Annotated in this window: 16 protein-coding genes; 10 read left to right on the top strand and 6 right to left on the bottom strand. The window is 59.4% G+C overall.

Annotated elements, in window-relative coordinates; genetic code table 11:
* Positions 1-436: 436 nt before the first annotated feature.
* The 4 genes from GIW28_RS05765 to GIW28_RS05750 all read right to left on the bottom strand — a co-directional run bounded on the left by GIW28_RS05765 (position 437) and on the right by GIW28_RS05750 (position 3,938).
* Positions 437-1,348 carry an SDR family oxidoreductase gene (locus GIW28_RS05765; protein ID WP_236445880.1) on the bottom strand — a complete coding sequence of 304 codons (912 nt, stop codon included), beginning with the start codon at positions 1,346-1,348 and terminating at the stop codon, positions 437-439.
* 173 nt (positions 1,349-1,521) lie between these two features.
* On the bottom strand, positions 1,522-2,424 hold the full coding sequence (locus GIW28_RS05760; protein WP_169988437.1) for an alpha/beta fold hydrolase: 903 nt from the start codon (positions 2,422-2,424) through the stop codon (positions 1,522-1,524).
* Positions 2,424-3,206 (bottom strand): class II aldolase/adducin family protein, encoded by a 783-nt coding sequence (locus GIW28_RS05755; RefSeq protein WP_169988439.1) that lies wholly within the window; start codon positions 3,204-3,206, stop codon positions 2,424-2,426. The genes GIW28_RS05760 and GIW28_RS05755 overlap by 1 nt, the downstream gene beginning before the upstream one ends.
* A 276-nt stretch (positions 3,207-3,482) precedes the next feature.
* A complete protein-coding gene (locus tag GIW28_RS05750; RefSeq protein WP_099549446.1) occupies positions 3,483-3,938 on the bottom strand; it encodes a flavodoxin in 456 nt (151 codons plus the stop codon).
* A 129-nt stretch (positions 3,939-4,067) separates the two neighbouring features.
* On the opposite strand from GIW28_RS05750, the gene GIW28_RS05745 reads away from it, so the two are divergent.
* Together GIW28_RS05745 and GIW28_RS05740 are read left to right on the top strand one after the other, a co-directional pair.
* Positions 4,068-4,535 (top strand): PAS domain-containing protein, encoded by a 468-nt coding sequence (locus GIW28_RS05745; protein WP_017135085.1) that lies wholly within the window; start codon positions 4,068-4,070, stop codon positions 4,533-4,535.
* A 58-nt stretch (positions 4,536-4,593) separates the two neighbouring features.
* Positions 4,594-5,199, top strand: a complete 606-nt coding sequence (locus GIW28_RS05740; protein ID WP_236445878.1) for a hypothetical protein — start codon at positions 4,594-4,596, stop codon at positions 5,197-5,199.
* A 2-nt stretch (positions 5,200-5,201) separates the two neighbouring features.
* On the opposite strand, the gene GIW28_RS05735 is transcribed toward GIW28_RS05740, so the two are convergent.
* Positions 5,202-6,161, bottom strand: a complete 960-nt coding sequence (locus tag GIW28_RS05735) for a MerR family transcriptional regulator (RefSeq protein ID WP_176992544.1) — start codon at positions 6,159-6,161, stop codon at positions 5,202-5,204.
* Positions 6,162-6,372: 211 nt separating this feature from the next.
* Here GIW28_RS05735 and GIW28_RS05730 point away from each other — a divergent pair, with 211 nt between their 5' ends.
* The 6 genes from GIW28_RS05730 to GIW28_RS05705 are packed head-to-tail and all read left to right on the top strand — an operon-like array spanning position 6,373 to position 9,297.
* Positions 6,373-6,930: an antibiotic biosynthesis monooxygenase gene (locus GIW28_RS05730; protein ID WP_099549444.1), complete on the top strand. Its 558-nt coding sequence runs from the start codon at positions 6,373-6,375 to the stop codon at positions 6,928-6,930.
* Positions 6,931-6,987: 57 nt separating this feature from the next.
* On the top strand, positions 6,988-7,698 hold the full coding sequence (gene folM, locus GIW28_RS05725) for a dihydromonapterin reductase (RefSeq protein WP_099549443.1): 711 nt from the start codon (positions 6,988-6,990) through the stop codon (positions 7,696-7,698).
* A 20-nt stretch (positions 7,699-7,718) separates the two neighbouring features.
* Complete coding sequence (gene folE, locus GIW28_RS05720) at positions 7,719-8,279, top strand: GTP cyclohydrolase I FolE (protein ID WP_017135090.1); 561 nt, start codon at positions 7,719-7,721, stop codon at positions 8,277-8,279.
* 2 nt (positions 8,280-8,281) lie between these two features.
* Complete coding sequence (gene folX, locus GIW28_RS05715) at positions 8,282-8,653, top strand: dihydroneopterin triphosphate 2'-epimerase (protein WP_017135091.1); 372 nt, start codon at positions 8,282-8,284, stop codon at positions 8,651-8,653.
* Between the two features lie 16 nt (positions 8,654-8,669).
* A complete protein-coding gene (locus GIW28_RS05710) occupies positions 8,670-8,966 on the top strand; it encodes a DUF1244 domain-containing protein (RefSeq protein ID WP_017135092.1) in 297 nt (98 codons plus the stop codon).
* A complete protein-coding gene (locus GIW28_RS05705) occupies positions 8,959-9,297 on the top strand; it encodes a HopJ type III effector protein (RefSeq protein ID WP_099549441.1) in 339 nt (112 codons plus the stop codon). The genes GIW28_RS05710 and GIW28_RS05705 overlap by 8 nt, the downstream gene beginning before the upstream one ends.
* Before the next feature lie 188 nt (positions 9,298-9,485).
* On the opposite strand, the gene trxB is transcribed toward GIW28_RS05705, so the two are convergent.
* On the bottom strand, positions 9,486-10,448 hold the full coding sequence (trxB, locus tag GIW28_RS05700; RefSeq protein WP_017137935.1) for a thioredoxin-disulfide reductase: 963 nt from the start codon (positions 10,446-10,448) through the stop codon (positions 9,486-9,488).
* Positions 10,449-10,740: 292 nt separating this feature from the next.
* Between trxB and cysZ the strand changes: the two genes are divergently transcribed.
* Positions 10,741-11,505: a sulfate transporter CysZ gene (gene cysZ / locus GIW28_RS05695; RefSeq protein ID WP_017137936.1), complete on the top strand. Its 765-nt coding sequence runs from the start codon at positions 10,741-10,743 to the stop codon at positions 11,503-11,505.
* Between the two features lie 54 nt (positions 11,506-11,559).
* Complete coding sequence (locus GIW28_RS05690) at positions 11,560-12,738, top strand: glycosyltransferase family 4 protein (RefSeq protein WP_138453820.1); 1,179 nt, start codon at positions 11,560-11,562, stop codon at positions 12,736-12,738.
* Positions 12,739-12,817: the final 79 nt, after the last annotated feature.

Genomic DNA, 12,817 nt, shown 5'->3' with positions numbered 1-12,817 from the left:
CTCGGGAGCGATAAGCGCACCAAAGGGGTATTCGTGGTGTCGCTCGAAAGGATGAACAGGCGCTCTGGCCGCGGTTTGGGCGCCACCATGGATTAGGCAGATGGCGGATTATCAGGAGGATGGATAGCGCACCGGCGATCATTACTGAAATTGCAACAGTCCTTGTCCTGAACTGCTATTACTCATTTTGTTACAACCGACTATTCTTAACGCACTTTCAGGGCAGATGGCCCGCTTGGGTAAATCCAGGAAAAGTCTGATTCCAATAGATTGGCCTAATGTTTCAATCTATTACCGCTGTTCACTGACGTTGATTTGTCGCTCCTTGATCCAACGTCTTACTTCGGCCGCTGCGTTTGCAGCGGCCTTTTTTATACCCAAAATAAAACGGGGCGCCTTTAGCGCCCCGTATTATTCAACTGTGTTCAAGCAACGATCAGAGGCTGAACTTCTGCAAATTGGCCATCATCTCTTTCAACGCTTCGATGTTGTCCTTGGGGTGCGCAGCGCCTTCGAAGTCGCAGATCTGCGCCCAGTGCGCCGCCACATCGTCGGGTGAGAACCCGGCCTCAGGGTCAAACCCCACGCCCAGGCTGCGCTCCCAGCGGGTTTTGCCGATCCAGCCGCCGCCGACTTCAAACAAGCCCGAGGTGTCCTGGCACGCCTCGCTGCCCAGGTACACCACCAACGGGCTGACCAGTTCCGGCTTGAGGCGTTCGAACACCTGTGGCGGGATCAGGCCTTCGGTCATGCGCGTGCCGCCGGTGGGAGCGATGGCATTGACCAGGATGTTGTTCTTGCGCCCTTCCAGCGCCAGGGTGCGGGTCAAACCGTAGAGGCCCAGCTTGGCCATGCCGTAGTTTGACTGGCCGAAGTTGCCATAGATGCCCGAGGTGGACGCGGTAAAGATCACGCGGCCATAACCCTGCTCGCGCATGTGCGGCCAGGCGGCGCGGGTAACTTTGTAGGCACCTTCGACATGCACGCGGTACACCAGGTCCCAGTCACTGTCGTCCATTTTGTGGAAGGTCTTGTCGCGCAGGATGCCGGCGTTGTTGACCACCACGTCGACACGGCCGAACACGTCGAGTGCGTGCTGGACGATCTTGTCCCCCTCGGTTACGGAGTCATGGTTGGCCTCGGCAGTACCGCCCGCCTCGCAAATCTCCGCCACTACACGGTCGGCGGCCGAGGCATTCGCGCCTTCGCCCTGGGTCGAGCCGCCGAGGTCGTTGACCAGCACTTTGGCCCCGTGCCTGGCAAACAGCAGCGCATGGGCACGGCCCAGCCCGCCGCCGGCACCGGTGACGATCACGACCTTATCCTGGAACTGCACTGACTCACTCATACCGAACTCCGTTGGCGACATTGGCAATGGGTTGAGTGTCACGCACGCAGCCTTTGGTCACAATAAACACGGCCGAGGCTGAATGGTGCTCAATAAGACAGCGCGATGATCAACCGGCTGTTGTGGCGAGGGAGCTTGCTCCCGCTGGGCTGCGCAGCAGCCCGGGATTGGCCTCAGGAGTAGGCCACTCGCGGCGCCGGCTGACCGATACGTTCGCGAAACGCCAAATAATGCTTGAGCACCAGCACCGGCGCTTCGATCTGCGGGTAGTGGCCGATATTGGTCAGTAATACCGAGTCGGCATTGGGCACCAACTGGCGATAACGCTCCACCATATGCGCACCGGAAATGGGATCGACTTCGCCGTCGATTACCCGCAGCGGCACTTCATTGCGTTGCATCACCGCCACCCAGCGTTCACGCAGACGGCGGCGCTGGGGAATGTAGGCAATCAACTTATGCAGGATACGCGGGCCGTCATTGCAGTTGATCAAGCTCCAGAAGTCATCCAGTGCACTTTCACTGGGCCGCGTGTTCGGGCCGAAAATCTGGCTGAAACTGTTCGACAAAGCGTTGCGCCCAAAGGCACGGCCGATCATCCAGCCGAGTGGGCTGAGCAAGAGTTTCTGCACCAATGCCGGGCGATGGGTCTCGGGAAACAGCCCACCATTGAGGAACACGCAGCTGGCCATCAGGAAGCGGCCGTCGTAATGGCGCGCCAGTAATTCCTGGGCCACGCTGTCGCCATAGTCATGGGCCAACACATGCACCGGCCGCTCCACACGCAGGTGTTCGAGCAGCGCCTGTTGCAGGTCCGCCTGCTCCAGCAGGCAATAATCGTGGTTCAGCGGCTTGGCCGAATCGCCAAACCCGAGCATGTCGCAAGCAATCACCAAGTTACGCTGGGCCAGGGGCTGCCACAGGTAGTGCCAGTCCCAACTGGCGGTGGGAAAGCCATGAATCAATAGCAACGGCTCGCCCTGCCCCGCCACCCAGTAACGGATCATGTGGCCACGGAAGAGAAATTCCTGGCCACGTTTGCGCCAGGCTCTGAGCGGTATCTCGGCGAGCGGCATCAGCTTTTATACCCGGGATCTTGCAGGTCCAATTTACGCAACAGCGCCGGCCACGCCAGTGCACCCCCCATACCTTGCGCGCTCTTTGTGACAACCGCCACCATCGCCTTGGCACCCGCCAGAATCTGCGGCTCAATGGCAATTAATTCGGCGCCGCCGTTTTGCGCCAGCACCTGGATGTCGCAGGCGCGTTGAAAGGTGAACATCATTAAAAACGTGTCGGCGATCGAACCAGCGCAGGTCAACAGACCGTGGTTGTGCAGCATGAGGAAATTGTTGTCGCTCAGGTCCGCCTGTAAGCGGGCTTTTTCTTCACGGTTGAGCGCCACGCCTTCATAGGCGTGATAGGCCAGACTGGACAAGACGAAGGTGGATTGCTGGCTGATCGGCAGCACGCCCTGCTTCTGCGCCGACACCGCAACGCCCGCGGCGGTGTGGGTGTGCAGCACACAGACCACGTCGTGGCGCACTTCATGGATGGCACTGTGGATGGTGTAGCCGGCGGGGTTGATCTCGTAAGGGCTGTCCATCAGCTTGTTGCCGGCCTGATCAACCTTGACCAGGCTCGACGCCGTTATCTCATGAAACATCAAGCCATAAGGGTTGATCAGGAAATCGTCGGTGCCCGGCACCTTGGCGGAAATATGCGTGAAGATCAGGTCGTCCCAGCCATGCAGCGCCACCAGGCGATAGCAGGCCGCGAGGTCGACGCGGGTCTGCCATTCGGCAGCGCTGACCTGGTCTTTGACATTCTGTGGCGATAGAACAGGGGCTAGGCTCACGGCAACAACCTCCTTGGTTCGCGTTCTTATTATTTTTCTGGATGAGGAGCCAGTCTAGTCAGGCGCGATGACGCAAGGAGTTGCCTTGGCAGCCAGCTTGATGACTGAGCGAGTCAGTCATGAGAATAGTACAAACGGTGTCAGAGAAGTGCCGCCAATAAAGGCACGGCGAACAGGTTGAGCAAGCCCGTCAGCACGAGCCAGAACACCGGCATCAGCTTGCGCTGGGGCATTGCCTTTATCTGGCGTGGCGGGCCTTGCTGCGTGAATTCCCGGTCAAGCGCGCAGTGCCGTGACCAATTCGGCCAGCCAAGGCTCGGCGTCGGCTTCCGGGGTCACGCTTTCGCTGGCGTCCAGGCGCAGCATCGGCAGCACTTCGCGTACGCCCAGTTCGGCGAACAGTTCGCGCATTTGCTCGCCGCCACCGCAGAACGTGTCGCCATAGCTGGCGTCGCCCAGGCCGATCACCGCACCGGGCAGGTCGCGCCAGGCGGCTGGCAGTTGGTCACGAATGGTCGAATACAGCGGTTGCAGGTTGTCCGGCAGTTCACCCATGCCGGTGGTCGATGTGACCGCCAGGAATGCCTCGGGGGCAAAGGCTTGCACGTCGGCCAAGGTGGCGCGTGGGTTGTGCCAGGCTTCAAAACCGGCGGCGTTGAGGATACCGGCGGCGTGGCGGGCGACTTCTTCAGCTGTGCCGTAGACCGAGCCGGAAAGGATGGCGACTTTCATCAATCTGATCCTGTAGTTGAGCGAAAGCGTGGGATATTAGCAGCTGACACAAATATTTCAGTGCACACCGTGCAACATTCAAAAGTTGCCATAGAATTCAGGCTTTAAAAACATGCGATGGATTGCTCAATGATCAACGCCAACCTGATGCAACTGGTGATCAACGCTTCTAACGACGGTATCGTCGTCGCCGAACGTGAAGGCCAGGACAAGCCGCTGATCTACGTGAACCCGGCGTTCGAGCGTTTGACCGGTTACACCCTGGACGACATCCTGTATCAGGATTGCCGCTTCCTGCAGGCGGGTGACCGTGACCAACCGGCGCTGATGGCCATTCGTGAAGCCCTCGACAGCGGTGGCGCCTGCCGGGAGATACTGCGCAATTACCGCAAGGACGGCACGCACTTCTGGAATGAGCTGTCGCTTTCCACGGTTTACAACAAGGCCGACAAGCAAACGTATTTTGTCGGTGTGCAAAAAGACGTTACGGTTCAGGTGAAAGCGCAGCAACGCATCGCTCAGTTGGAAGCCCAAGTGGCCGAGCTTAAAGATGAGCTGGCGGCACTCAAGGCGACGAGCGGAATTAACAAAGTGTAAAAAATGCGGTCTTTAGAGCGATAATGGCTTTTTAATGCCTCACCCTTGAGCTACATCAATGCAACGCGACGCGCTATTGACGCAGGACGAGCTGGATTTTATCCAGGACATGCACCACAACCCGCAACTCAACCTGCGGGATGCCTGGTCGAGCCTGACCGTTAATGGCGGTGCGCAGATTCGCGATTTGCTCACGCGCCTGGCCGCTCACGACCACGTCACCATCCAGGCACAGTTCGACAACCAGCAACTGACCTTCCCGCTGCATTTGGTGGAAGACGAGTTTCATGCGGTGCATCTGCGCTTGGGCGTGCCGAGCATTTTTGAAGATGGGCCGATGATCCGTCCATGGCGCCTGGCGCTTGAAGCCCCCGTGGCGATGGAAAACGTCAGGGGCAACCCTGCCGCGCTATGGGTGCATGAGGTGTCATTCAAGGGCGTACTGGTGGAAATTCGCGGACGGGTCAAACCGCCGAAAACCTTTTCCCTGTGGTTCAGCCCGTCCGGTTACGAGCGTATTGCCTTGCGCGGCACGCTGGAACGGGAAACCGCGCGGGGTCTGTTCGCTTATCGCCTGAGCCAGAGTGACGCGAATGAGATCGAACGGTTACGCCAGTTCATCCTGCATCAGCACCGGTTGGTCCATCCGCACGTACACGCCTGAAATCAACTATCCAACTGGCCTGCAAGAAACTGCTGCAAACGGCTCTGCATCTGGCGCCCTTCGCTGCCCAGGCAGCCGATAGACGAACCGGCCAGATCACCCTCGGCCAGGTCCGCAGCGGCACCGGCCAGGAACAGTGGGCAATCCAGGGTCAACGCCAGACGGTTCAGGCGCGCTGCCAGATCATGGTTATGCCAATGGTTGGAGAAAATCACCAGCGCCTTGGGCCGGATCTTTTCACACACCAATGTCAGTTCATCAAAGGGCTGGCCCATGCCCAGCACTTTCACCGGCGTGTCTTCGTGACTGAGCATCAGCGCCGCTACCAGCAGTTCCAATTTACGGCATTCGCCAGGCATGGCCGCCAGCAACACCCGCGGCGCGAGTGGGGCACTGGCAAGCTGCAAGCGCTCAAAGGTACGCATGCGCAGGAAGGTGTCGTAAAAAAGCCATTCACTGGCCTGGCCAAAATGCCCCTGGTGGCGCATCAGATCGCTCCAGAGGGGCATCAGGATGTCCTGGAACGCAACGTTCAGCGGGTAAGTCGCGAAAACCTGACCGTACAGGCTTTCCAATTGGCGATCGTCAAAGGCTTTGACTGCCTGCAGCAACCGCAGTCGCCACTGTGACCACTCACTCTCGTCGACCTTATCGCCCTCGGCACGAATGGTCTCAGCCTGCTGATCGTCACGGGCGAGGATCTTACCGACCTTGCTCACGGCCACGCCGCGTTCAATCCAGTCGAGAATACGATTGACGGTCACAATATCGGCGCTGGAGTAGAGCCGATGCCCGCTTTCGGTGCGCGTTGGCTGGATCAGGCCATACCGCCGCTCCCAGGCTCGCAGTGTGACCGGGTTCACACCTGTCAGTCTTGACACTTCACGGATCGGAAACAGCTCATCTGAGACGGTTGATTCCAGTTGCGAAATGCTATCAATGGGCACATTAATCACGGGCATTTTGAGCCAAAAAGCCAACGTTATTTGGGGTCCCATTTAACGCCTTTCTACCTGTCCTTTTCAAGGCCGTTACTTTTCGGACCACTGCCGCTGGCGTATTTCTTCAAAACAGGAATAATCCTTGCCTGCTTTTTGGTGATGGTCTTACCCGACCGCCACCTTAGTGCGCCACCTACCCGGCTTGGCGCACCTGATTACTTGGAGATACACAATGTCTACCTCTCCCGTCACCTTGATGGTTGCGCGCCGCGTGGCCAAAGGGCGCTATGAAGAATTGATGGCCTGGCTGCGCGAAGGCGAGCAATTGGCCACTGACTTCCCCGGCTACCTGGGTTCCGGCGTGCTTGCGCCGCCGCCCAATGATGATGAGTTTCAGATCATCTTCCGCTTCGCCGATGAAAAAACCCTGCATGCCTGGGAGTTCTCCGCCTCGCGCAGCGCCTGGCTAAGCCGTGGCAGCGAACTGTTTGCCGACCCGTCCGAGCATCGCGTCAGTGGCATCGATGGCTGGTTCGGTGCCGTGGGTGCACGACCACCGCGCTGGAAACAGGCGGTGGCGATCTGGCTGGCATTTTTCCCGGTGTCGCTGCTGTTCAACTTCGGCCTGGGGCCGCTGCTCAGCGAGTTGGACATGTTCCCGCGTGTGCTGGTCAGTACCCTGGCACTCACGCCGCTGATGGTTTACTTCTTTATTCCTCTATCGACCCATCTGCTCGCGAGCTGGTTGCATCCAACACCAACGCCCAAGGCTACCCAAGCCGCTGCTTGAGTACAGGCGTGGCCGGTCGCTGGTATAGTTTCAACCTGCCAGCGACTCGAGCCTCCCATGACGGTAACCAACGCCCCGATCCTGATCACCGGTGCCGGCCAGCGTGTCGGCCTTTATTGTGCCGAGCGCCTGCTGGACGAAGGCCACGCGGTGATTTTCAGCTACCGCAGCGAACGCCCAGGCGTTGAGGCCTTGCGCGCGCGTGGCGCGCTCGGCGTGTTTGCCGACTTCTCCACTGAGGCCGGGATTCTGGCCTTTATCGCCGAACTGAAAACCCATACCGACAGCCTGCGTGCGATCATTCACAACGCGTCGGCGTGGGTTGCCGAAACACCTGGCGACGAAAGCCGCGCCTTTACCGACATGTTCAGCGTGCACATGCTTGCGCCGTATCTGATCAACCTGCATTGTTCACCTTTGCTGCAACGCTCGACACCCGCCGATATCGTGCACATCAGCGATGACGTGGTGCGCAAGGGCAGCCGCCAGCACATCGCCTACTGCGCCACAAAAGCCGGTCTCGACAGCCTTACACTTTCGTTCGCTGCGCAGTTTGCGCCGCTGATCAAGGTCAACGGCATCGCGCCGGCGATGGTGATGTTCAACGCGGGCGATGATGCGGCGTACCGCGCCAAGGTGCTGGCCAAGTCAGCGCTGGGCATCGAGCCTGGGCCTGCGGTGATCTACCAGAGTGTGCGTTACCTGCTGGACAACCCGTATGTCACCGGAACCACCCTGACCGTCAACGGCGGGCGGCATATCAAGTAAGCCGTTTGTGAGGATGTTGTATGACCTTGTCCCTGCCCCAACACTACCGCGAGATCCTCAAAGGCCTGGGCGAAGACCCGGAGCGCGAAGGCTTGCTCGACACCCCCAAGCGCGCCGCCAAGGCCATGCAGTACCTGTGTCATGGCTATGAGCAGGACCTGGAAACCATCGTCAACGGCGCATTGTTCGCATCCGATAACGACGAGATGGTGATCCTCAAGGACATCGAGTTGTATTCGCTGTGCGAGCACCATTTGCTGCCCTTTATCGGCAAGGCCCATGTGGCCTATATCCCGACCGGCAAGGTGCTGGGCCTGTCGAAGCTGGCGCGCATTGTCGACATGTACGCGCGGCGCCTGCAGATCCAGGAAAACCTCACGCGGCAGATCGCCGACGCTATCCAGCAGGTCACCCAAGCCGCAGGCGTGGCGGTGGTAATTGAAGCCAAGCACATGTGCATGATGATGCGCGGCGTGGAAAAACAGAATTCAACCATGAACACCTCAGTGATGCTCGGCGCGTTCCGCGAGTCGAACACCACGCGTATGGAGTTCCTGCAACTGATCGGACGGAGCAAGTAGCAATGCCACAACTTCAACCAGGCATGGCGCGCATCCGGGTCAAGGACCTGTGCCTGCGCACCTTTATTGGCATCAATGAAGATGAGATCAACAACAAGCAGGACGTGCTGATCAACCTGACTATCCTGTATGCCGCCCAGGAAGCCGTGCGCGACAATGACATCGACCACGCGCTGAATTACCGCACCATCACCAAGGCGATTATTGCCCACGTCGAAGGCAATCGCTTTGCGCTGCTCGAACGCCTGACGCAAGAGTTGCTGGACCTGGTGATGAGCAATGAGTCCGTGCTGTACGCCGAAGTCGAAGTGGACAAGCCCCATGCGCTGCGCTTTGCCGAGTCGGTGTCGATAACCCTCGCAGCCAGCCGCTGATAGTTAAGTGAGCCTTATGAACGATCAACAACGCCTCGAACTCGAAGCCGCCGCCTTCCGCCGGTTGGTGGCCCACCTGGACAGCCGCAAGGATGTGCAGAACATCGACCTGATGAACCTCTCGGGCTTTTGCCGCAACTGCTTATCCAAGTGGTACAAGGCCGAGGCCGACGAGCGCCACATCGAGCTGAGCCTCGATGATGCCCGCGAAGTGGTGTACGGCATGCCGTATGCCGAGTGGAAAGCCCAATACCAGCAAGAAGCCAGCGCCGACCAACAGGCGGCGTTCGCCAAAGGAAAACCCCATGACTGATCTGAACACCCTGCGCGCCAGCCTCAACAGCGGCGAACACGTTTTTGCCGACACCCTGGCTTTTGTAGCTGCCGGTTACGACTACCAGCCGCAGGCTTTTACCAATGGCGGCGTAGAAAATGCTGCTGGTCAGAACGAAGGTTCATGCAAGACCTTGGGCTTGGCGCTGCTGGAAGGCTTGAGCGACCAGGAAGCGCTGCTGGCGTTTGGTGAGCATTACCGTTCGGTGGTGGCAACGCCGGAGGGCAGTGATCACGGCAATATCCGCGCGTTGATTGTGCATGGTTTGGCCGGTGTGAAGTTCACCGCACAGCCCCTGACCCGCCGCTGATTCAATCTGATAACCCGGTTTAAGGTGGGAGCTGGCTTGCCTGCGATAGCGGTGTGTCAGCCACCACCGCTATCGCAGGCAAGCCAGCTCCCACATTGAATCGGGTTGACACATCAGCACTGTGGTGCGGCTTGAATCGTGCGCATAAAAAAACCGGCCTCTCAGCCGTTTTTTTCATTTCAACGGGTTTAGAACGCAGCGTCCTTCAAACCGTCGAGGTAACGCTCAGCGTCCAAGGCCGCCATGCAACCGGCGCCGGCCGAGGTGATGGCCTGGCGGTACACGTGGTCAGCCACGTCACCGGCGGCAAAGATGCCTTCGATGTTGGTCGCAGTGGCGTTGCCTTCACGGCCGCCTTGCACAACCAGGTAGCCATCTTTGGCTTCGAGCACGCCTTCGAACAGCGAGGTGTTCGGGGTGTGGCCGATGGCGATGAACACGCCGTCGACTTTCAGCTCGTCGAAGCTGCCGTCGTTGTTTTTCAGGCGAGCACCGGTCACGCCCATGTTGTCGCCCAGGACTTCATCCAGGGTGGCGTTGAGCTTGAGGATGATCTTGCCTTCAGCCACACGGGCGTGCAGTTTGTCGATCAGGATCTTCTCGGCGCGGAAGGTCTCGCGGCGGTGAACCAGGGTCACGGTGCTGGCAATGTTGGCCAGGTACAGCGCTTCTTCCACGGCGGTGTTGCCGCCACCGACCACAGCCACCGGCTTGTTGCGGTAGAAGAAACCGTCGCAGGTCGCGCAGGCGGAGACGCCTTTGCCCATGAACGCTTCTTCCGATGGCAGGCCCAGGTAACGGGCGCTGGCACCGGTAGCGATGATCAGCGCGTCACAGGTATAGACACCGCTGTCGCCGGTCAGGCTGTAAGGCTTTTTCGAGAAGTCGACTTGGTTGATGTGGTCGAACACGATCTCGGTTTCAAAGCGCTCGGCGTGCTCTTTCATACGCTCCATCAGCACCGGGCCGGTCAGGCCGTGGACGTCGCCCGGCCAGTTGTCGACTTCAGTGGTGGTGGTCAACTGACCGCCTGCCTGCATGCCGGTAATCAGCAGCGGCTTGAGGTTGGCCCGGGCAGCGTAGACGGCAGCGCTGTAACCGGCAGGGCCGGAACCGAGAATAATCACTCGCGAATGACGGGTATCAGACATGACTCACTCCTATCGACCGCCCGGACCACAAGGCAGCTGGAATAAAAAAGGACCGCGAAGCACTTGGGGAAGGCTTGAACTCGCAGGCCCTGAAAATAATGGGTGCAGCGTATAGAGGGGGGCAAGATTAAGGAAATACGGAATAACAATCCAGCTCATAGGTGGTCTCTATGCAGTCGCCGCGATTAATCGACACCCTGGTTGCCTAGATGTTACCGCTGATGTCGCCGCTTTCGCCGAAGAAGCAAAGCCGGTAAGGTCGGCGCGTTCGTCTTCTTGCTCGGAGTTCTCCATGCCTGCCCCTGCTCTTTCTGGCCCGCAATACCTGCGTGAAGGCCTCAAACTGGTGTTGAGCCCTGGCCTGCGCCTGTTTGTGCTGCTGCCGTTGGCGATCAACCTGGTGCTGTTCGTCGGCTTGATCTATTTCGCCGGCCATCAGTTCAGCCTGTGGGTCGACACTTTGATGCCGACGCTGCCTGGCTGGCTGAGTTTCCTCAGCTACATCCTGTGGCCCTTGTTTGTGGTGCTGGTGGTGTTGATGGTGTTTTTCACCTTCACCATGCTCGCCAATATCATCGCCGCGCCATTCAACGGTTTTCTCTCGGAGAAAGTCGAGGTAGTGGTGCGCGGCACAGACGACTTCCCCGCCTTCAGCTGGGGCGAGTTGATGGCCATGGTCCCGCGCACCCTGGCGCGGGAAATGCGCAAACTGGGTTACTTCCTGCCACGGGCCATCGGCCTGTTTATCCTGTCGTTCATTCCGGTGGTCAACCTGATCGCCGCGCCGCTGTGGCTACTGTTCGGTGTGTGGATGATGGCGATCCAGTACATCGACTACCCGGCGGACAACCACAAGCTGGGCTGGAACGAAATGCTCGCCTGGCTGCGTCAGAAGCGTTGGCAGAGCATGAGCTTTGGCGGCATTGTTTATCTGGTGCTGCTGGTGCCGGTGGTCAACCTGCTGATGATGCCGGCGGCCGTGGCCGGGGCTACGCTGTTCTGGGTGCGTGAGCAAGGGGCCGAGGCGATGGCACGGCAGGCGATAGCCAAGTCATAAATCCATCATCCTAGAGTCACAATGACGACATGGCCCACGGTGACACTGTGGGTCATGACGACAGCCTCGCTCCACATCACCCTGATTACCGAAACCTTCCCGCCGGAGATCAATGGGGTGGCCAATACCCTTGGCCGCCTGTGCGAGGGTTTGCGCGCGCGCGGCCATCAGGTCGAGTTGGTGCGCCCCCGCCAGGGCACCGATCAAAGCCGGCCCAGCGACGATGGATTGCTGCTGTGTCGCGGCTGGCCACTGCCGGGGTACCCAGGGCTGCAATGGGGCCAGTCGTCGATGCACAAGTTGCTGCGGCGCTGGACACGCCAGCGCCCGGACGTGCTGTACATCGCCACTGAGGGGCCGCTGGGGCTGTCGGCGCTACGTGCGGCGCGGCGCCTGGGGATCAGCGTGGTCAGCGGGTTTCACACCAACTTCCAGCAGTACTCCAATCAATATGGCTTGAGCCTGCTCAGCCGCATGGTGACCCATTACTTGCGCTGGTTTCACAACCGCTCGACCCTGACCCTGGTGCCCAGCGCGAGCCAGCGCCTGGAGTTGGAACGTCGCCACTTCGAGCGCCTGGGCATGTTGTCACGCGGCGTCGACAGCCAGTTGTTCCACCCCGCCAAACGCGATAACGCGTTGCGTGAAAGCTGGGCGCTGAATAACGATCAAATCGCCGTACTGCATGTAGGCCGACTGGCACAGGAAAAAAACCTGGGGCTGCTCAAGCGCTGCTTTGAAACCTTGCAGGACACCTACCCACTGCGCCAGATGAAACTGATCATCGTCGGCGACGGCCCGCAACGGGCGACGCTGGAAAAGGAACTGCCCGAGGCAGTGTTCTGCGGCACCTTGCGCGGCGAAGAACTGGCACGGCATTACGCGTCCGGCGATGTGTTCCTGTTCCCCAGCCTGACCGAAACTTTCGGCAATGTGGTGCTGGAAGCCATGGCCTCCGGCCTGGGTGTGGTGGCTTACGACCAGGCGGCCGCCACCCAGCATATTCGCCATGGCTACAATGGCGTGCTGGCGATGCCAGGGGATGAGGGCGCGTTTTGTGACGCTGCCAATTGGCTGCTGGAAGATGCGGAGAGTTTGCGCCGCATGCGCTTGAATGCTCGTCAGCATGCGAGCCGCCAGGGTTGGCCGGCGATTATCGAACAGTTTGAGCGCCAATTGCGCGGGGTGTGCGGCGAGCGGACGGTGATTGCAGGGGAGTCGCGGTTGATCTGATGCCTGTGTTGGCCGTTAGATCGCTATCGCGGGCAAGCCCGGCTCCCACATTGGAACGCATTTTCCTGTGGGAGCCGGG

It is taken from the genome of Pseudomonas sp. PA-5-4B (assembly GCF_021606215.1).
GTDB classification, from domain to species: Bacteria; Pseudomonadota; Gammaproteobacteria; order Pseudomonadales; family Pseudomonadaceae; genus Aquipseudomonas; species Aquipseudomonas edaphica.
Note: the sequence above shows the minus strand (reverse complement) of the source record. Positions and strands in the feature narration are given on the sequence as shown.

What these genes read in the sequence shown, in the direction of transcription:
- folE (WP_017135090.1), top strand. Translation starts at nt 7,719, where the DNA reads ATGACCTTGTCCCTGCCCCAACACTACCGCGAGATCCTCAAAGGCCTG.
- folM (WP_099549443.1), top strand. Translation starts at nt 6,988, where the DNA reads ATGACGGTAACCAACGCCCCGATCCTGATCACCGGTGCCGGCCAGCGT.
- GIW28_RS05740 (WP_236445878.1), top strand. Translation starts at nt 4,594, where the DNA reads ATGCAACGCGACGCGCTATTGACGCAGGACGAGCTGGATTTTATCCAG.
- GIW28_RS05710 (WP_017135092.1), top strand. Translation starts at nt 8,670, where the DNA reads ATGAACGATCAACAACGCCTCGAACTCGAAGCCGCCGCCTTCCGCCGG.
- GIW28_RS05730 (WP_099549444.1), top strand. Translation starts at nt 6,373, where the DNA reads ATGTCTACCTCTCCCGTCACCTTGATGGTTGCGCGCCGCGTGGCCAAA.
- GIW28_RS05690 (WP_138453820.1), top strand. Translation starts at nt 11,560, where the DNA reads ATGACGACAGCCTCGCTCCACATCACCCTGATTACCGAAACCTTCCCG.
- GIW28_RS05745 (WP_017135085.1), top strand. Translation starts at nt 4,068, where the DNA reads ATGATCAACGCCAACCTGATGCAACTGGTGATCAACGCTTCTAACGAC.
- GIW28_RS05705 (WP_099549441.1), top strand. Translation starts at nt 8,959, where the DNA reads ATGACTGATCTGAACACCCTGCGCGCCAGCCTCAACAGCGGCGAACAC.
- GIW28_RS05765 (WP_236445880.1), bottom strand. Translation starts at nt 1,348, where the DNA reads ATGAGTGAGTCAGTGCAGTTCCAGGATAAGGTCGTGATCGTCACCGGT.
- folX (WP_017135091.1), top strand. Translation starts at nt 8,282, where the DNA reads ATGCCACAACTTCAACCAGGCATGGCGCGCATCCGGGTCAAGGACCTG.
- trxB (WP_017137935.1), bottom strand. Translation starts at nt 10,448, where the DNA reads ATGTCTGATACCCGTCATTCGCGAGTGATTATTCTCGGTTCCGGCCCT.
- GIW28_RS05760 (WP_169988437.1), bottom strand. Translation starts at nt 2,424, where the DNA reads ATGCCGCTCGCCGAGATACCGCTCAGAGCCTGGCGCAAACGTGGCCAG.
- GIW28_RS05735 (WP_176992544.1), bottom strand. Translation starts at nt 6,161, where the DNA reads ATGCCCGTGATTAATGTGCCCATTGATAGCATTTCGCAACTGGAATCA.
- GIW28_RS05750 (WP_099549446.1), bottom strand. Translation starts at nt 3,938, where the DNA reads ATGAAAGTCGCCATCCTTTCCGGCTCGGTCTACGGCACAGCTGAAGAA.
- cysZ (WP_017137936.1), top strand. Translation starts at nt 10,741, where the DNA reads ATGCCTGCCCCTGCTCTTTCTGGCCCGCAATACCTGCGTGAAGGCCTC.